Annotated in this window: 17 protein-coding genes and 1 pseudogene; 12 read left to right on the top strand and 6 right to left on the bottom strand. The window is 70.5% G+C overall.

The genetic code is table 11. The features are described from left to right. Window positions 1-53: 53 nt before the first annotated feature. Window positions 54-2255 (bottom strand): hypothetical protein, encoded by a 2202-nt coding sequence (locus AC069R_RS08665; protein ID WP_478765686.1) that lies wholly within the window; start codon window positions 2253-2255, stop codon window positions 54-56. A gap of 297 nt (window positions 2256-2552) precedes the next feature. Between AC069R_RS08665 and AC069R_RS08660 the strand changes: the two are divergent. Continuing rightward, window positions 2553-4367, top strand: a pseudogene (locus tag AC069R_RS08660) (DUF4357 domain-containing protein). Next, window positions 4364-5575 (top strand): McrC family protein, encoded by a 1212-nt coding sequence (locus tag AC069R_RS08655; RefSeq protein ID WP_478765684.1) that lies wholly within the window; start codon window positions 4364-4366, stop codon window positions 5573-5575. The pseudogene AC069R_RS08660 and the gene AC069R_RS08655 overlap by 4 nt, the downstream one beginning before the upstream one ends. Before the next feature lie 109 nt (window positions 5576-5684). Here AC069R_RS08655 and AC069R_RS08650 read toward each other — a convergent pair whose 3' ends face one another. Beyond that, complete coding sequence (locus AC069R_RS08650) at window positions 5685-6743, bottom strand: DNA topoisomerase IB (protein ID WP_478765682.1); 1059 nt, start codon at window positions 6741-6743, stop codon at window positions 5685-5687. 95 nt (window positions 6744-6838) lie between these two features. After that, window positions 6839-7033 carry a DUF2795 domain-containing protein gene (locus AC069R_RS08645; protein WP_478765680.1) on the bottom strand — a complete coding sequence of 65 codons (195 nt, stop codon included), beginning with the start codon at window positions 7031-7033 and terminating at the stop codon, window positions 6839-6841. Between the two features lie 147 nt (window positions 7034-7180). Here AC069R_RS08645 and AC069R_RS08640 point away from each other — a divergent pair, with 147 nt between their 5' ends. Further along, window positions 7181-8101, top strand: coding sequence for a polysaccharide pyruvyl transferase family protein (locus AC069R_RS08640; RefSeq protein ID WP_478765678.1), 921 nt, complete (start codon window positions 7181-7183; stop codon window positions 8099-8101). Window positions 8102-8151: 50 nt separating this feature from the next. On the opposite strand, the gene AC069R_RS08635 is transcribed toward AC069R_RS08640, so the two are convergent. Continuing rightward, window positions 8152-8640, bottom strand: coding sequence for a GNAT family N-acetyltransferase (locus tag AC069R_RS08635; protein ID WP_478765676.1), 489 nt, complete (start codon window positions 8638-8640; stop codon window positions 8152-8154). Between the two features lie 574 nt (window positions 8641-9214). Between AC069R_RS08635 and AC069R_RS08630 the strand changes: the two genes are divergently transcribed. From AC069R_RS08630 to AC069R_RS08620, 3 genes are all read left to right on the top strand, one after another. Continuing rightward, complete coding sequence (locus tag AC069R_RS08630) at window positions 9215-9466, top strand: hypothetical protein (RefSeq protein ID WP_478765726.1); 252 nt, start codon at window positions 9215-9217, stop codon at window positions 9464-9466. Window positions 9467-9539: 73 nt separating this feature from the next. After that, window positions 9540-10427 (top strand): helix-turn-helix domain-containing protein, encoded by an 888-nt coding sequence (locus AC069R_RS08625; protein ID WP_478765674.1) that lies wholly within the window; start codon window positions 9540-9542, stop codon window positions 10425-10427. Between the two features lie 63 nt (window positions 10428-10490). Next, the gene (locus AC069R_RS08620) at window positions 10491-10652 is read left to right on the top strand and encodes a hypothetical protein (RefSeq protein WP_478765672.1); all 162 of its coding nucleotides are present in this window, start codon (window positions 10491-10493) and stop codon (window positions 10650-10652) included. Here AC069R_RS08620 and dapF read toward each other — a convergent pair. Both dapF and AC069R_RS08610 read right to left on the bottom strand, forming a co-directional pair. Then, window positions 10628-11488 carry a diaminopimelate epimerase gene (dapF, locus tag AC069R_RS08615; RefSeq protein ID WP_478765670.1) on the bottom strand — a complete coding sequence of 287 codons (861 nt, stop codon included), beginning with the start codon at window positions 11486-11488 and terminating at the stop codon, window positions 10628-10630. The genes AC069R_RS08620 and dapF overlap by 25 nt on opposite strands. Continuing rightward, window positions 11485-11751, bottom strand: coding sequence for a hypothetical protein (locus AC069R_RS08610; protein ID WP_478765668.1), 267 nt, complete (start codon window positions 11749-11751; stop codon window positions 11485-11487). The genes dapF and AC069R_RS08610 overlap by 4 nt, the downstream gene beginning before the upstream one ends. Window positions 11752-11855: 104 nt before the next feature. On the opposite strand from AC069R_RS08610, the gene AC069R_RS08605 reads away from it, so the two are divergent. The 6 genes from AC069R_RS08605 to AC069R_RS08580 all read left to right on the top strand — a co-directional run bounded on the left by AC069R_RS08605 (window position 11856) and on the right by AC069R_RS08580 (window position 17229). Beyond that, complete coding sequence (locus AC069R_RS08605; RefSeq protein ID WP_478765666.1) at window positions 11856-12614, top strand: GntR family transcriptional regulator; 759 nt, start codon at window positions 11856-11858, stop codon at window positions 12612-12614. Between the two features lie 69 nt (window positions 12615-12683). Further along, window positions 12684-13589, top strand: a complete 906-nt coding sequence (locus AC069R_RS08600) for a hypothetical protein (protein WP_478765664.1) — start codon at window positions 12684-12686, stop codon at window positions 13587-13589. A gap of 149 nt (window positions 13590-13738) precedes the next feature. Beyond that, on the top strand, window positions 13739-14767 hold the full coding sequence (locus AC069R_RS08595) for a fatty acid desaturase (RefSeq protein ID WP_478765662.1): 1029 nt from the start codon (window positions 13739-13741) through the stop codon (window positions 14765-14767). A 127-nt stretch (window positions 14768-14894) separates the two neighbouring features. Further along, window positions 14895-15284, top strand: a complete 390-nt coding sequence (locus tag AC069R_RS08590; protein ID WP_478765660.1) for a GntR family transcriptional regulator — start codon at window positions 14895-14897, stop codon at window positions 15282-15284. After that, on the top strand, window positions 15281-16237 hold the full coding sequence (locus tag AC069R_RS08585; protein WP_478765658.1) for an ATP-binding cassette domain-containing protein: 957 nt from the start codon (window positions 15281-15283) through the stop codon (window positions 16235-16237). The genes AC069R_RS08590 and AC069R_RS08585 overlap by 4 nt, the downstream gene beginning before the upstream one ends. After that, a complete protein-coding gene (locus tag AC069R_RS08580) occupies window positions 16234-17229 on the top strand; it encodes an ABC transporter permease subunit (protein ID WP_478765656.1) in 996 nt (331 codons plus the stop codon). Before AC069R_RS08585 ends, AC069R_RS08580 begins: the two co-directional genes overlap by 4 nt. Window positions 17230-17366: the final 137 nt, after the last annotated feature.

The raw sequence follows: 17366 nt of genomic DNA, 5'->3' as shown, positions 1-17366 counted from the left end.
GACGGAAGGAAGACAGAGGGCCGAAGCCATGGCCGCGCGAAAGCCGTGGAAGGTCAGCGGCCACGCGTGTGCTCGGTCACGAACGTGTAGCCGTACGGCAGTTCCCAGCCGTCCGCCTTTCCCAGCCTGCGGCAGTACTCCCGAAAGGCCGCTCGCTGAACGTCGCTGGGCGAGCAACCCGGCCGCAGGCGGCGGAGGTGACCGGAGACGAACTGGGCCGCCGGCAGCCCCGCACCGTCGGGTTCCGTGTCCGTGCCGCCCCAGGGGCGTATCACCCGCTGCCGTACCGGGCGGTAGCCGATGAGAGGGATCATCGTCTCCCTGTCACGCGCCGGGAAGTGCGGTTGGCCCCAGGGGTCCCGGCTGCCGAGGGCCGGCTCCAGGAGCCGTTCGGCGAGCAGTTCCGCGACGGCCGATTCGAGGGCGTCGGCCTGCGACCGGGCCGGCCGGCGGCCGTAGACCGCGGTTGGCAGGACCGAGCGGTCCATCAGGGCATGACCGTCAAGGGTGAGCAGGCCGCAACGGCGCACGGTGCGCATCACCAGCCGGCGGGGGTCGAGACCGACCGCGCTGTCACCATGGCGGTCACTGCCCGGGGCGTCCTCCCTGGTGAGTACGCGAGGGTCGTAACAGTGCCCCGTCTCACGGTCACCGACGTGGATCCGTTCCCCGAGCCGCGTCGTGGCCAGGCGGATCACCGTACCGCCGTGGAGGTAGCGCAGCTCGAATACGAGGCCGGGGAAGAAGTCGCGGGGCCAGGTGATTCCGGTCAGCCGGCCCGAGTCGTCAGCGAGTTCGGCGGTGACGTCCTGCGTCGCCTCCTTCTCGTCCAACGCCTCGTCGGCGTGGTCGAGTTCGAGGCGGACCGCGGGGCGCGTGCCATGGGACCGACGAAGGTCCTGCACGACGTACGGATGCAAGGGGAACCAGCCGTCGACGAGATGGGCCAGCCGCAAGGGTGCCCGCCAGGCGATCTCCTTCGCATCGTTCCGCAGGAGTTCGCCGATGCCCAGGAAGGCGTCGTCGGCGAGGGGCAGATCGACGGGTTCCAGCTCTGCTTCCGGCTCCGGGTCCGGCGGCACGGACACCGTGGACTGCCAGCCGCGTCCGGCGGGGGCGAGGGGATCTCCGGGCGCCTCCGCATCACCGGGATGGTGGGACCGCCACACGCCGCCACCCTCGAAGGAGTCGTCGAGAGTGATCCGGGAGCCGTTCTCGAACAGACCCTGGTCGCTGTCCCCGTGCACGACGTCGGCGAGCGCCACGTTAGCCCGGCACACGGCGGCGGCGTAGCCCACTCCCCTGAGCAGTTCCGTCGCCCCCGGGAACCCGCGAAGCCGCGGTCCGACCGCGGTGAACACGGTGACCGGAGCGGTGAGGCCGTAGCGCCGTCTGCCTGGGGTGGCCGCGTGTTCCACCGCTGCCGCGAGGGACCTCATGTCATCGCCGCCCAGCGGTCCTGTGTCCCGCCAGCAATCCGCGAGGGAGGTCCGGGTCAGGGCGTAGTCACCCCATGTACGCAGCCGGGCACTGGAGTTGAGGACACCGCGCACCGTGTCGAGAAGACCGAGCAGCCCTGCCCGCAGGTCGTCGCCGCGTGTGCCGCCCACCAGTGCGGCGAGGGACACGGGAACGAAGGGGCTGAGCAGCTGCTCCCGTGCCGTCGTCAGGAGATGGTCCGTGTAGGCCGTCAGGTCGTCGCACCGGGCCGCCTGTGGTGACGGATAGCAGACGTCGACGACGACATGCCCGTCCTCGTTGATCCATCGCCGACGCGCGCGCAGGCGGTGGAGCTGGGCCGGTGACAGGCTCAGGGCCGGGCCGAAGGCCTGCGGATCCGGGACGAGGAGTTCCCTGCGCCGCGGCGCGGGGTCCTTCCCCGGCCTGCCCGGGCCCTCGGCGCCCGCGGGCGCCCCCGACACCCAGGCCGGCACGTCACCGAGGGCGCCCAGCTGGGGATGGGCGCCCTCGCGATAGACGATCTCGGCGTAGAGCGGGTCCGATCCGGTGGCGACGCACACCATGGCGCCGACCGGAAGCACGGGAGCGCGTTCGCCGAAGGTGATCACGGGGAAGTCGTCGAGACGCAGTGGGCTTCCGCCATAGCCTTCACCGCCGAGGTCGTACCCGAAGTAGGCGGCGTTGAAGGCGACGGTGGTGTGCACCGGCGCCGGCCGGGCCGCGACAACGGCTTCGAGATAGTGCCGCAGCCGGTCCCGTTCCTGGTCGGGTACGGCGTCGAAGCCCTTCGTCATGGTGGAGGTCAGCAGGGGCTGGTCACCGTACGGATCCGGAACCTCCTTCTCTCCGCGCTCACTGGCCGTTGCCGACGCATAAGGGTCCCCACCCATGACACCTCCGCCGCACTACAGGTCACCTCGGCCCGCCTGCGGTAATTCCGCAGACTATGCCCATACGTGGGATTCCTGTGGCACTTTCATCATTCCGCTATGACCGACAGCGGAAGCTTGAGCCCCGGTGAGCCGCTGGTTGTCAGTAGCGGCCTCTATCGTTCTGTCTGAACGCGATGCGGATGTACAGGGGGACCGAGGATGGCCACTGACGGCACCGATTACCCGGAGTTCCGGCTCCGGCTGCCAGGCGGAGGTCCCGAGGCCCGTGGACGCCTGCTGACCGAGAAGGGGACGAACGGGAGCCAGAAGTTCGTCGTTCTGGCCGGGTCGCCGGGACGCCGGGAGGTCGTGCCGTCCTTCCCCGTCCGCATGCCGTCATCGTACCGGCTGAGGCAGCGGCTGATCGAGGCCGGCATCTTCGTGGAGTCCGAGACCTGGCCCGGCTGGCTGGAGCTCATCGCGGACGTCGAGTGCAACTCACCGTCGGCCGCCGCCGAGATCCTGGTTGGCCGCAGCGCCAACGGCTGGCTGGAATGGAAGTCGGCCAACGGCCATCCGCTCTCCGACTACCTCGACCAGGTGTCATGGGGCCCCAACAGAGCCTGGCTGGTGCGCGGTTCCAACGTCTCCGGCCTCGACCTCGTCCGGCGGCTGTGGCTGCCTGAGGGGCTGGTGACGCTGCAGGCCCGCCATCTTCGGCAAGGTATCGAGCAGGGTGTCAGCAAGGATCGTCTGCGGGCCGCTGTGGAGGAGGACTACTCCACAGCGACATACAACCAGAAGGTCCAACTGGTCGAGGAACTGCACATGTTCCTCTCCCGGATGAAGCCCGGCGACACCATGTGCGCCGTCTCGGGCGGTCGCCTCCACGTCGGCGAGATCACGGGGGACGCGGCGCGGCTCACGTCCGAGGACGGCCGGTCCGGTCTGCGGCGGCCGGTCGACTGGGCGGAGCAGGGACACCCCTACGAGGAACTGCCCGAGGCGCTTCAGCAGAAGCTCTCGGCCCAGCACGACGTGGTCGACCTGACCACGGTGAAGGACCTGATCGACGGCCTGGGGATAAGCGACGAGGACCTGATCGAGGAGGCCGAGGCGGCTGACCGGGATCCGAGTGCGGAGATCCCCGCCCTGACGGCCCGCCGCGAACTGGAGGTGCCCGTCCCGACGGACGAACTCGCCGCGGAACTCCTGGTGCACGACATCGGCTGGCTCCGGGAGGTGCGCGACCTGCTGTGGGACGAGCGCCAGTTGGTGCTGTACGGTCCGCCCGGCACCGGCTAGACGTACCTCGCCCTCAAGCTCGCCGAGTTCCTCGGTGGCGGCCCGGAGCAGGTGAAACTCGTGCAGTTCCATCCCTCGTACTCGTACGAGGACTTCTTCGAGGGATTCCGCCCCCGGGAGGATCCGCACACGCACGAGGTCGCCTTCCGGCTCGCCGAAGGCCCGCTGCGCGAACTGGCCGAGCTGGCTTCCCGTGAGGGCAACCGCCACATTTCGCACTTTCTGATCATCGACGAGATCAACCGCGCCAATCTGGCGAAGGTCTTCGGCGAGCTGTACTTTCTGCTGGAGTACCGGAACAAATCCGTGCGCCTCACCTACTCCGGCGACGACTTCGCTCTGCCGCCCAACCTGTTCGTCATTGGCACCATGAACACCGCAGACCGTTCGATCGCCCTCGTGGACGCGGCCATGCGGCGACGTTTCGCCTTCGTCGAGCTCTCACCACGCACCGAACCCACGAGCGGACTGCTGCGCCGCTGGCTCGCGCGTGAAGGCCGTGACAGCGAGCCGGCCGATCTCCTCGATGCGCTCAACACCCGGATCGAGGATGCGGACTTTCGCATCGGGCCCTCGTATCTGATGAAGACGGGTGTGTACCGGGAGGGCGGTCTGGATCGGACCTGGCGGACCAAGATCCTTCCGCTGCTGGAGGAACACCACTACGGCGAGGGCGTGGACATCGAGAAGCGGTACGGGCTGGCCGCGCTCCGGGAGTCGCTGGGGTGACCCAGGTCATCGAACTCTTCGAACACGCCCCCGCCCGCTCCATCCCCCTGCCGGAAGCGGTCGGACGTCCCCTGGCGGCGGGGGACATGGTGGACGCCTCTCCGGATCCGTACAGTCCTGGGCGCTGGTCGCTGCGGGCCGGCAGCAAGGTCGGGGCGGTGGCCTTCACGGTGCCGGGCGCCGACACACCGGTCACCGTGCGCGTCACGCCCAAGGTCCCCATCAACCGTCTGTTCTTCCTGCTCGGTTACGCCCTGCGCCCGAACGGCATCTGGCGGGACGGCGAGGTGGAGGTCGCGGGGCACCGTGATCTGCTGCCCGCCTTCGCCCATGCCGTGGAGCGGCAGACGGACCGGGCACTGCGGCAAGGTCTGCTACAGGGGTACCGGGCGGCTGAGGAAAGCTCCCTCGTCGTGCGCGGTCGTATCCGGGAGTCCGAGCAGATACGGCGGCGGTTCGGCGCCACGCTGCCGCTCGAGGTCGCCTACGACGAGTTCACCACCGACATCGCGGAGAACCGGATCCTGCGCGCGGCCGTGGAACGGCTGCTGCGGCTACCCGGAGTGCCGGCCGACGTGCGCCGCAGGCTCCTTCACCAGCGCGCCCGGCTGGCCGACACCGCCGTGCTGACGCGAGGACAGCCGCTGCCGACGTGGCAGCCCACGCGCCTCAACTCCCGGTACCATCAGGCTCTGCAACTGGCCCAGGCCGTCCTTGCCGACACGTCCGCCGAGCATGCCGCCGGCGGGCTGCGCGTCGACGGGTTCCTGTTCGACATGCACAAGCTCTTCGAAGACTTCGTGACCATCGCGCTGCGGGAGGCCTGCCGCGCCCGCGGTCACACGGCTCGGCTCCAGGACGCGCACCACCTCGACGCGGCCTCCGTGATCCGTATGAAGCCTGACTTCGTACTGTACGGGCCCGACGGTGCGGTGTGTGCCGTGGTCGACGCCAAGTACAAGGCCGAGAAGCGGGAGGGGTTCCCGGACGCCGATCTGTATCAGATGCTCGCGTACTGCACCGCTCTCGGTCTGCCCGAGGGACATCTCGTCTACGCCAAGGGCAACGCCTCGCACGCCGCCCATACCGTGCGGCACGCCGGCATCGTCATCCACCAGCACGCCCTCGACCTCGGCCAGGATCGCTGCGGATTGCTGGCGGACATCGAGAAGGTGGCCGCCCGGCTGGTGAGCACGCCGCGCATATGATCGTCTGCGGAGTGTCCCTTGAGGGTGGCGGGCGTTCCTGCCCCCTCAGAATGCCGCGTCGTCTATCGCGTTTCCTACGGTGGGCCGGTTCAGGTCGCCGCGAAAAGGGTCACTCATTGACGGCGTCGACAACACCGGCCTCCCGCGGCGGGTGTCCGTCGCGGAGCATGCGCAGGACCGCGCGTTCGACGGGGCCCCGAGTGGCGGGGATGCCGTAGGCTCCCTCGTCGCCCAGGTGTGGCAGGGCGGCGGCGACCGTGATGCCCTCCTCGTACAGCTCGATCACCCGAGGGTTGATGTAGGAGTTCCGGCAGACCGCGGGCGTGTTGCCGAGATACCCGGCCACCTCGCGCGCCGCGCGGGCGATGGCGCGGCGGCGGGCGCTCTCGCTGCGGGCCACGGGCTGGGAGACGGCCAGGGCCACGGCGGCCATGACGGTGGCGTGCCAGGTGCGGAAGTCCTTGGCGGTGATCTCCAGGCCGGCCAGTTCCTTCAGATACGCGTTGACGTCGTCGCCGGTCACGGTGTGCCAGGAGCGGCGCTCCCAGTAGGCCAGGAGCCGGTCGCCGTCGCCCCGGCGCCGGCGCAGCGCGGTGAGGCAGCGGCAGGCGGAGGGGTCCGCGACGGTCTGGGCGATCTCCTTGCCGTGCTTGCCGGTGTAGGTGAACAGGACCGCACCGGCGTGGCAGCGGGAGTGCTCGCGGAGCAGCGTGGTGAGGCCGTAGCTGTCGTTCAGTTCGGCGTAGCGGTCGCTGCCGATGCGGAAGAAGCCGAGGTCGAGCAGGCGTACGGCGGTGGCCAGGACCCGGTGCCGGGTCAGCCCGCGGTCGTGCAGATGCCCCTCGACGGCCTCGCGTACCGCGGGCAGGGCTTCGGCGACGTCGAGTACGTGCTCGTGCTTGGCCTGCTCCTGCTCCGCGCGGAAACGCGGGTGGTACAGGTACTGACGGCGGCCGGCGGTGTCCGTGCCGACGGCCTGCAGGTGCCCGTTGGCCCTGGCGCAGATCCACACGTCCCGCCAGGCCGGCGGAATGACCAGTTCCCGGATCCGGGCCAGTTCTCCGGGATCGCGCAGCGGGGCGCCGTGTGGGTCCAGGTAGCGGAAGCCGCGGCCATGGCGCAGGCGGCGGAATCCGGGGTCGGTGGGACGACTGTGGTAAAGACGCATCCCCGCCTCCTGAACGGACCCTGCCCGGTCGCAGAATCGTGTCGCTCAGGTACCCGCCCCCGTCCCCCGCACGCCAGCGCTCCGGTACGGCCCGGCTACTCGTTCCGGAAGACGGCCTTCTGGACGTCGTTGGGGCCGTCGAACTGGTCCTCGGGCGCGTCGCTGATCTTCTGGACGAGGGAGTCGTCCGCGCCGTTGGACTTGGCCAGCTCGATCAGGTCGTCGCGGCGGGCGGGGTAGTCGGCACCCTTGAGCGCCTTCTGGAGGTCGATCGGGCTGATACTCGCCATGGTGGTCTCCTTGCCGTCCTGGCGTTTCGTCCTGGCTTGTCGCTTGGGCGACGCTGTCGTACATCGTTACCAACCAGGATGAACCGTGCATATCGAGCCGTCACGGCGGCCAGGACTGGCCGTGCGGCGCCGGGGCACCCGGCCGCCGTGGCGAGGCGGGCTCGGATCCTGCTGACCGGGTGGTTCAGCTTCCTGGACGGGGAGGCCACCGCCGGGGATGTGCTGGCCCTGAACCGGGTGCAGGAGGCCCTGCGGCAGGCGGGGCTGGAGCACGAGGTCGCCTGGAGTCCCGGCTTCCGGCCGGCGGGGCCGTCCCTGGCGCAGGTCCGCCCCGAGGACTACTCCCACCTGGTCTTCGTCTGCGGTCCGCTGCACGGCCCGCAGATCGAGGAGCTGCACCGGCGGTTCGCGCACTGCGTGCGGATCGCCGTGGGCACCTCCGTGGTCGACGCCGGCAGTCCCGCCGTCACCGGGTTCCACCGGGTGCTGGCGCGGGACGCTCCCGGCGCGGAGCCGACGCCGGACCTGGCGGCCGACGCGCCCGCTCTCCCCGCCCGCCCGGTGGCCGGGGTCATCCTCACCCACGGCCAGCACGAGTACGGAGCGCGCCGGCGGCACGCACGGGTCGCCGACGAGGTGACCCGCTGGCTGTCCGGCCTGGACTGCGCGCGCCTGGAGCTGGACACCCGGCTCGATGTGCACGACTGGCGGCTGAGTTCGGCGCCCGCCCAGCTGGAGTCGGTGCTCTCCCGGCTCGACCTGGTCGTCACCGACCGGCTGCACGGCATGGTGCTCGCGCTGCGGGCGGGCGTTCCGGCCGTGGTCGTCGACCCGGTCGAGGGCGGCGCGAAGGTGACGGCGCAGGCGCGGGCCTGCGGCTGGCCCGCGCTGGTGCCCGTCGAGCAGCTGGAGGAGTCCGTCCTCGACCACTGGTGGGACTGGTGCCGGACCTCCGGCCGGGGGCTCGCCCGCGAGATCGGCGCCGGATTGCGCCGGGGCGCGGCAAACCGTGTCGAGGATCTGCTGGCGGCGCTCCGGCCGGGTGCCGACGAGCAGCGGGAGGGATGACGGGGGCTCCCGCAGGCGGCCACCTTGCGGGCGGGGCCGGTGCCGCCGCGTCACTCCGCGGCGATGCGGAACTCGAATTCGGGGCGGTCCCAGGGCACGGCGGGCGGGTTCGCGAGCGCGGTCCCGGTCCGCACCGCGCCGACGCGGTGGTAGAAGTCCTGGGACGGAACGTGCGAGACGACCTTGAGACGGTCGAGCCCGGCGGCGCGCGCCTCGGACCGCATGTGCGCGACGAGCTGTCGTCCGATGCCCTGGCCCTGCGCCTCGTCGGCGACGAACAGCAGGTCGAGCTCCGGCGGTGCGAGGACCAGCGAGTAGAACCCGAGGACCCGGCCCGCCTGCTCATCGGTGGCGACGGCCACGAAGGCGCGGTGGGCCTCGATGTAGTCGGGACCGACCCGGTAGCCCGCGACGGCGGACGCGTACTTGCCCTCGTACGCCCCCGACGCACGCACGAGCCGGGTGAGCCGTCTGGCGTCCCGCGCGACGGCCCGCCGTATCGTGACCGGCCGGCCGGCCGGGGAAGTACGTGGCGCCATCGGGCGAGTATGCCGTACCGGCGAGCGCCTCCGTACGGCGGGTCGGTTGCTCGGGCAGCATTCGTGCACCACTCCCGGCACCGTCTGCCCAGGCCGCGATCGACCACGTCACGGTCGCCGCATCGGCCGCCGTCGGCAGAAACCGGGAGGTGCCCCTAACCACTGCGGAGGAGCCGGAGAACGGGGTGGCCAACCACTGCTTTCCATGGGCCGGTCCCGCAAGGGCAAACGGCTGCGTCATGGTTGGTCAAATCCACATTCTCTGGGCCGCATGGCTCGCATGCGGCCCGTACCGCATGCCGTCGCAGAGTCCGGGGGCTTCTTGTCGGGTGCCGCTCCCGTCTCATGCCGTCTCGAACGGTCGGGCAACCGCGAAAAGGAAGCCCACGCCGGGTTCATTCTGGGTCGACGCGGCCGGCACCTCGCTGCGACCACAAGCGAGCTGCGCAAGTATCTGCAAATCCCTCGGCAACTGCTGAGCACCTATCGCAAGTCCCTGCAAGTACTCAGCGTCACGGTGCGCAATCGTTCACCCTCGAAGGGTCAAGACGCCCCTGACCGCATGGAGGTATCTGTGGCGCTGCACTTGCTGTGCAAGGATCCGGAGAGCCCGAACAATGGCAGCCCAACGCTCTATTACGACGATGAGACGGACAGCTACCTGCTCCAGTCGTGGAAGGTAAACGACCCCGCCCGCCTGTCGTCCATCCTCGTGCCCGACCACGAGACCGTCGTCGAGTTCCCTGCCCGGCTGCTGTCCCTGTTCCCGACGCGTGAAGCCATGCCGCACAAAATCGCAAAGAGGCCAGAGGACATAACCGATTGACCAGGAGCCCCCTGGGCCAGTTGGGCGTTGACGCCGTTAGATGCCGTGAGCCGGAAGGCTGCACACTGTGCGCATGCCTACGTCTTCGAGCATCCGGGAAGCCCGACTCGCCCTGGGGCAGCAGTTACGCGCCCTTCGGCAGCAACACGGCCTGACCGCCCGCGAGCTGGCGCGCCGGTGCGGCTGGCACGAGTCCAAGTGCAGCCGTATCGAGAACGGTCACAAAGCCGCGTCGCCGAAGGACATCGAGACCTGGGCACGGGCCTGCGGTGATGGTTCCGCCGCGGCGGAGCTCATCGGCATCGCCCGAGGCATCGACGGCATGTACGTCGAGTGGCGGGCCATGGAGAAGGCCGGACTCAAACGCGCTCAGGAGAGAGTTCTCCCCCTGTGGGACCAGACGCGCAAATTCCGGGCGTACGCCCAGAACCTGATCCCCGGACCGCTACAGACCCGTGCCTACACCAGAGCGGTCCTGGCCGGTATCAGGGAGCGCCGCGGTCTTCCTGACGACGTGGAAGCCGCGGTCGTCACCCGCATGGACAAGCAGAAAGTGCTGACCGACAGGGGCAAGCAGTTCGACGTGGTCCTGGAGGAGTCCGCGCTCTACCGGCGAATGGGACCGCAAGAGGTCATGATCGAGCAGCTCAGCAGGCTGCTGGAAGTAAGCGTGCTGGCCTCCGTCAACCTCGGGATCATTCCTTTGAGCGCCGACCGCAGCCTGATGCCGCCGGTCGAGGACTTCTGGGTTTTCGACGACCGCCAGGTCAACGTCGAGCTCGTGTCGGCGTATCTGACCGTCAGACAGGCGGGCGAGGTCAAGCGCTACCTGGACGATTTCGCGCGCCTCAGTCAGCTCGCCCACAGCGGCGGCCCGGCTCTCACTCTCATCGCCGCCGCGATCAGCACCTACGCCCGCTCTCCGAATCCCTCGGGAAGGGCGGGCCCGACCAGCGAATAACCGAACGGAGAGACAGGGTTGTACCCTCGATGGCCCGGCCGACGCACCACCCGGCTCACCGCCTTGGACAGGCCCGAACGGCTCTACGGCAGGGAGCGCCCCGTCGTCACCGTCTTCGCCGCCCTGGCCCTTGCGATCCTGTGCACCGTAGGCCTGGCCATGGCCGGCGCCTTCACCGCCGGTGACTGTCCAGGGGTGATCTACCAGAGGGACACCGTGCCCTGAGCGACGATGACCGCAGGGCCCGTCAGCCGCATGGAACCGTCGGCGAGAACGGATATGCGCACCCGGCCACCGGGCATGTCGACCGTGTAGCTGCCGGGCGCTGGGCCGCTGGGCAGGGCAGCGACAGCGGCGCAGGCGCCGGTACCGCATGCACGGGTCTCACCGACGCCCCGTTCGTGGACGCGAAGCGCGAGATCGAAGGGTGCCCGGCGGACGACGAACTCGACGGTGACACCCTCCGGGTATGCGTCCTGCGGGGTGACGACGGGCGGCGAGAAAAGATCTCCGGGATCGGCAAGGTCGTCGACGAAGACGACGGCATGCGGATTGCCCATGTCGACATGGAGGGCGGGCCAGGCGTGGGCGCCCGCGGTGACGGCGATGCCCGCGAGGCCGGACAGACGGGGCCTGCCCATGTCGACCGTGACGGGCCCGTCGGGACCGGCATTGTCCTGCGGGACATGGACGGTACGCGGGCCCACTCGGGTGGCGAGCGTGAGAGTACCGGGCGGGCAGTGTCCGGCATGGACGAGGTGGCGGGCCAGGACCCGGATGCCGTTGCCGCACATCTGGCCGGGGGTGCCGTCGGCATTGCGGTAGTCCATGAACCATTCGGCGTCCGCGGCCATGGCGACGGCTTCGGGCGCGGAGGCACAGCGCACAGCACGCAGGAGGCCGTCGGCGCCGAGGCCGGTGCGGCGGTCGCACAGCCTCGCGACCTCGGTGGCGGAGAGCGGCCATCGGCCCTCGGGGTCGGGCAGCACGATGAAGTCGTTGCCGGCGCCATGCCCCTTGACGAAGGGATACACGGCCGGGCCGACGGTGGGGGCGCTCATGAGGGCTCGCCTTCTCCTGCCGTAAAGCTCAACCAGGCGATCTGGCCGGCGGCAGTGTCGGTGAGCCCGAAAGCGGTGCCCAGTTCCAGGACGGCCAGGAGCTGATCCCACCGCTTGAGCAGGTCCTCGGTGACGTCGGTCTCGATGCGGACGACCCCCGGTTCGTGGACGAGGCGGGGCTGGGCACCGGTGAGGGCGGCAAGCCGGGCGGTGGCGTCATCAATTGCGGCCTGTGAGCGGGGGTGGTCCACGGTGGCTCGCAATCGAATCGGCTGGTGATCACAAAGAGTACTTCTAGTTAACTAGGTTTCAGCTCGTGAACTAGATTGTCAACACGTACCGGTCGGCAACGTGCCCGAGGAGATCGATGGCTGACTTCAGCTCAGCAAGCGCGCCGTACTTGCGGGTTGCAGAGGGCCTCCGGCTTCGCATCACCAACTCCTGCTGGGCTCCAGGCGACCGGCTGCCTTCCCGCGGCAAACTCGGCGCGGAATTCGGCGTCGGGGAGAACGTCATCCGCCGCGCGCAGGAACTGCTCATCTCCGAGGGCCTTCTGGAGGGCCGGGCGGGCTCCGGCACGTACGTCCGCCCCCCGATTCCCCGGCACACACTCCGCCGGGTCCCGACCGTGCCGGACCAGGCGGGTACCTCCCCGTCAGGGTTCACCGGCACCTGGGAGGCGGATTCCACCGCCAAGGTCCCCGCGCCCTCGGACATCGCCGACCGGCTGGGCATCGAAGCCGGCGATCCTTGCGTGCGCACCTTCTACGAGTTTCTCGCCGACCGGCAGCCGGTGATGCTGGCCACCAGTTGGGAGCCCATGGCGGTCACCGGTGGCACCGTGGTGGTGCTGCCCGAGGGTGGTCCACTGGCGGGCGCCGGTGTGATCGCCCGTATGGCGCACCTGGACATCACCGTCGTCCGGGTCGTCGAGCGGCCCCGCCCCGTGCAGGCCGACCGCGAGCAGGCGCACTTGCTGGGCATCGCGGCCGGGGCACAGGCCACGCTGATCGAGCGCACCCACTACGACACGGGCGGTCGCGCGGTGGAGACCGCCGACTTCCTCGTCCCGGCCAGTCGCTGGGACATCGAGTACGACATCACCCTGCCCTCGCCGCACATCTGACGGCACCGGGCCACCCGTCCGCCACGAACACTCTTGTCCGGCCTCCCGGCCGCCGAAGGGGGAAGATTCATGCCGAAGCAGCAGCGCGACCCGTGGAGGCGGGTCACCGATGCGCTCGGCTCACCCGTACTGGGCACGGTGATCGGCATCGCCGGGCTCGTCACGCCGGTGATCGGCTGGGTCGCCGAGCGGGTCGACCTGAAAGCGCTCGTCGTGGTCCAGGGGGCTCTCCTCGTGATCCTGGCCATCGGACAACTGTGGACACGCAGGGCCTATATCCACCTGCGGAGAACCAACAACCTCAAGTCCATCGACGATGTTCGGTATTACCACCTGGTCCGCACCCATCTCGAACGTGAACTGCTCTCCGACTACGGCGAGATCGCCGACGGCCACCTCCGCGTCTACGCCTCCGAGGTCCCCCGGCTGTCGGCACTGCTGATCGACACTCTCACCGACGCGGCCTCCGAGCCCCCACGCATCCTCGCCGCCGACCTGACCACCAATCCCCGACTGCTCAATCAGCGCCGCGAATACCTCGCCGCCAACCGCCGCTTCCTCGAAGGCCGCGGCACCATCAACCGCCTCTTCATCGTCTACCGCGATGACCTGGTCGACAAAGAGTTCGCCCGGTCCCTCCTGGAGCTCATCGGCCGGCATCGCGACATCGGCGTCATCTGCGGCCTCGCCGTACGCGACCGGCTGCGCGCCGACGAAGCCGTCGACTACGTCGTCTTCGCCGCGGCCGCCGTCCTGGTGGAGGAGGAGCAGGGAGACGCCGAGTACACCCGCGGCCGTAGCTCGGTGTATTTCAAGGGGGTGGATCGCTGGCGGGCCCGCTTCGAGGGTGTGTGGGGCAATGGCGCCGATTCCGCACCGCGTGCCCTGCGGTCCTACGAAGCCGCTGTCAGCCGCATGCTCGACGGCGGCACCTGGGACGAGCATCGGGTAGGCGCGACCGTCGACGCCTTGTAGGGCAAATCAGTCATCCGCCATGCGGCCTCCGCCCCTCGGGGCGGAGGCCGTTTCACGTGCCCATTCACCAAACTAGTCCACTAGATGTACCGTGCGTGACGACCTTGCGGGCGATCTGCCCGTCTCCGCTCGTCCGTACCAGGAACATCATGTCGATCGCCTTAGCACTCATCGTCGTCGGCGTCGCCTTGCGCCAGATCGACCGGCTGCACTTCGCGCGTCAGCGGCCCCGCTCGGCCGGGGCTCGGGAGCTCATCGCCCTCCAGCGCCGACGGGCCAATGACCTCACTCCGGTCCTGGTGCTGACCGGGCAGTGGGTGCAGATCGCGGGATGGTGGATGCTCGCCGCGCACGGTCCGCTCCTCGCCGCCGTGGCGGCGGTCGCGGTCGCGGTCCACTTCCGGCACCTCCAGGAGATCAGCCATTTCGCCGTCCACGGCGTCCTTGCCCGCTCCAACCGCGCCAACCATCTGCTCGGCGAGGCATTCGTCCATCATCCCCTCGCACTCGGCCCCCTGCCGGCACGCCGCCGTCGACATGTCCGCGACCACCACCCCAATGCCACCCTGGCCAACGACCCCAATCTCGACGAACTCCGGCAGGCGGGCCTGCGCCCCGGCATCACCGGCCTCCGGTTCGCGGCCGCTCTGATCCAACCGCTGACGCCGCGAGGCATCCGTAGCACCGCCGCCGGCATAGCCGCACAGCTCGGGGGGTCTGGCGCCTGGCACCGCGTCTGCGTACCGATCACCGTTGCCGTGGCCGCGTATGCGGCCGGCGGGTGGACCGCTCTGGTGTGCGGGTTCATGCTGCCGCGGCTGCTGTTCTATCCGCAGCTCGCCTGGATGTCTCTGCTGGTGGAGCACACCTGGTTCGATCCCGAGCACCGCGTCGGCACTCCCGCTCAGATCGAAGCGGGACGCTGTCTGCGCCTCTATCCGCGCAGCCGCGCCCTCACCACCCTCGCCGCCGCCACCTGGCTCCCCTACGGCGACCTCCACCACTATGCGCACTCCGCCCACCCCTCGATACGCTGGAATTACCTCGCAGCGCTCGAAAATCACCTGCCACCCCCGCACTTCAGGCCCGACGGACTCCTGCTCGGCACGACCACCGTCGCCCGCCGCCACCACCGCGCGCTCGCCCCTGCACCGGCGAAACTGCCGACGGCCGTCTGATCCGACTCCCAAGCCCCACCGGAGTGCTCCGGTGGGGCTTCGTCGATGGAACCACCCGGACACAGCGGTTTGACACCTCCTCAGGTGGTGACTACTTTCCCTAATCAATTAGGGAAAGGGTTACCTCGTGAAGTACCAGCTGCGCAGAGCCGGCGGCACCCCCGCCTATCAGCAGATCATCGAGCAGACCGAGCAGGCCCTGCGGCTGGGCGTCCTCAAGCCCGGCGACAAGCTGCCCACGGCCCGTGAGGTGGTCGAGACCGCCGCGGTCAACGGCAACACCGTGCTGCGGGCGTACCAGGAGCTCCAGCGGCGGGGCCTGGTCGAGTCCCGGACCGGGCTGGGCACGTTCGTGGTCGGCACGCTCGGCAGCGCCGACCGGGTCGACGGCTCCGGTCTGCGGCAGGAGCTGGAGCAGTGGATGACCCGCGCCAGGGAGCACGGCCTGGAGCGGGAGGACGTCATGGCCCTGGTCGTCTCCGTCGGGGACGCCTGCTTCGCGGAGCGGACGCGATGACGACGCTCACCGCGGCGGCCGTCCAGGCGGAGGGGGTCGGGCTGCGCGCCCGGCGGCGCGGGCAGCTGCTCGCCGACTGCACCTTCCGCGTCCCGCGCGGCGCGGTGTGCGGGATCGTCGGCCCGAACGGCGCGGGCAAGTCCCTGCTGCTGTCGGCCGCGGCCGGGCTGATCCGTCCGGACTCGGGCCGGCTCACCGTGCTCGGGCAGCCGGCCGGCGCGGACGCGCTGCTCGGCGAGGTCGCCTTCGTGGACCAGCACCGCCCCCTGTACCCACGGATGCGGGCCGCCGAGCTGCTGGCCATGGGCCGCGACCTCAATCCCCGCTGGGACGGCGAACTGGCCGAGGAACTGCTGGCGTTGGGCCGGATCCCGCTCACCAGCAGGGCCGGTTCCCTCTCCGGCGGCCAGCGCTCCCTGCTGTCCCTCGCCCTCGCGCGCGGCAAGCGGCCCCGGCTGCTGCTCCTCGACGAGCCGCTGAGCGACCTGGACCCGCTGACCCGCCGCGCCGCCCTGGGCCTGCTGCTCGGTGACGTCGCCGACGGCGGCGGCACCGTCCTGCTCTCCTCCCATGTGCTGGGCGATCTCGAAGAGGCCATCGACCACCTGCTGCTGATCGACGGCGGCCGGATCCGGCTGGCCGGCGAGCTGTCCGAACTCCTCGGCGCGCACCGCCTGCTGGACCGGCTCGGCCTGCTGGAGTGCCAGGCGGGTCTGGCGCCGTGGCGGGTGCACCCCGTGGACCCGGTGGACGCAGAGCCGCGGCACCTCACCCTCGTCCGGGTGGACCGGCAGGCGCGGACGCGGGAGACCGACGCCGAACTCCCCAGCCTGGAGGAGCTGGTGGTCTCCTACCTGCGCTCCCCCTCCGTCGCGGGCTGGCTCGCCCCCGGCATGCGGCCGGGCGGGTACGGCGACGCCGGCGGGGACGGCAGCGGGACGGTGGCGGCGTGACCGTCTCCTCCCCCCTGCCGGTCGTACCGGTCCGGCTCGACCGGTCGGCCCTGTGCCCGGCGCCGGTGCCGTACCGGGCCCTGGTCCGGCTGAGCCTGCGGCGCCACCGCGGTGCCCTCGCCGTCATGGCGGTCTCCGCGGCCCTGCTCGCGGTGTGGGTGGTGCGCATGGCGGACGCGCTGGCGCGGGCCCGTGCCGAACGCGCCGCGAGCTCGTGCGACCACCTCTTCTACCTCGACCGGTGCGCCGCGACGGCCCACCATGTCTCCGACGCGCTCCAGGCGGTGCAGCACGCGCAGTCCGCCCTCGTGACCGTGCCCGCGCTCGTCGCCGCGCTGCTCGGCGCACCGCTGCTGGCGCAGGAGTACGAGCGCCGCACGCACCGGCTGCTGTGGACGCAGTCGGTGCCCCGGCAGCGCTGGCTCACCGGCCAACTCCTCGTCCTGGGCGGCGCGTCCGTCGCGGTGGGCCTCGTCGCCGCCGCCCTCGGCACCCGCCTCCACGCGGTCACCTCGCCGGCGCTCACCAACGACTCCTCCGCGTTCTCGGCGCTGCCGTACTCCTCCTTCGGTCCCGTCCTCGCGACGGCGACGCCGCTGGCCTTCGCGATCGGCGTCCTGGCCGGGGAACTGACCCGGCGCACGATCCCGGCCATGGTCTGCGCCCTCGCCGGCTACGCGGGACTGTTCTCCCTGCTGACCGGTCTGCGCCGGTTCTTCCAGCCGGCCCTCACCCGGTTCCCGCCGCACGGCTACGATCTGAGCCCCGACGACTGGCTGCTGCGGGACGGCGTGGTGACCCCGGACGGCCGCCGCCTGGCGTACGCCCGGTGCGGGCCCGCCGGCTGCCCCGACGGCTCACGGGTCTTCGACGTCTACCACAGCGCGGCCCAGCTGTGGCCCATGCAGTGGACCCAGGCGGCGCTGACGGTGCCGCCGGCCGCGCTGGCGGTCCTCCTCGTCTACCGGTCCGTCCGCCGCCGCCGGCTCTGAACTCCGCCGCCGGTTCTCGACTCGGCCGCCGGTTTTGCATTCCGCCGCCGGTTCTCGACTCCGCCACCCGCATTCCGCCGCCGGCTCCGACTCCGCGGCCACCTTCCCGATGCAGCAGCACACCCGTTGGAGGACAC

The sequence above is a fragment of the Streptomyces sp. NPDC043952 genome, from assembly GCF_056435325.1.
Note: the sequence above shows the minus strand (reverse complement) of the source record. Positions and strands in the feature narration are given on the sequence as shown.

What these genes read in the sequence shown, in the direction of transcription:
- AC069R_RS08645 (WP_478765680.1), bottom strand. Translation starts at nt 7,033, where the DNA reads ATGGCGAGTATCAGCCCGATCGACCTCCAGAAGGCGCTCAAGGGTGCC.
- AC069R_RS08605 (WP_478765666.1), top strand. Translation starts at nt 11,856, where the DNA reads ATGGCTGACTTCAGCTCAGCAAGCGCGCCGTACTTGCGGGTTGCAGAG.
- dapF (WP_478765670.1), bottom strand. Translation starts at nt 11,488, where the DNA reads ATGAGCGCCCCCACCGTCGGCCCGGCCGTGTATCCCTTCGTCAAGGGG.
- AC069R_RS08595 (WP_478765662.1), top strand. Translation starts at nt 13,739, where the DNA reads ATGTCGATCGCCTTAGCACTCATCGTCGTCGGCGTCGCCTTGCGCCAG.
- AC069R_RS08635 (WP_478765676.1), bottom strand. Translation starts at nt 8,640, where the DNA reads ATGGCGCCACGTACTTCCCCGGCCGGCCGGCCGGTCACGATACGGCGG.
- AC069R_RS08665 (WP_478765686.1), bottom strand. Translation starts at nt 2,255, where the DNA reads ATGACGAAGGGCTTCGACGCCGTACCCGACCAGGAACGGGACCGGCTG.
- AC069R_RS08600 (WP_478765664.1), top strand. Translation starts at nt 12,684, where the DNA reads ATGCCGAAGCAGCAGCGCGACCCGTGGAGGCGGGTCACCGATGCGCTC.
- AC069R_RS08585 (WP_478765658.1), top strand. Translation starts at nt 15,281, where the DNA reads ATGACGACGCTCACCGCGGCGGCCGTCCAGGCGGAGGGGGTCGGGCTG.
- AC069R_RS08625 (WP_478765674.1), top strand. Translation starts at nt 9,540, where the DNA reads ATGCCTACGTCTTCGAGCATCCGGGAAGCCCGACTCGCCCTGGGGCAG.
- AC069R_RS08650 (WP_478765682.1), bottom strand. Translation starts at nt 6,743, where the DNA reads ATGCGTCTTTACCACAGTCGTCCCACCGACCCCGGATTCCGCCGCCTG.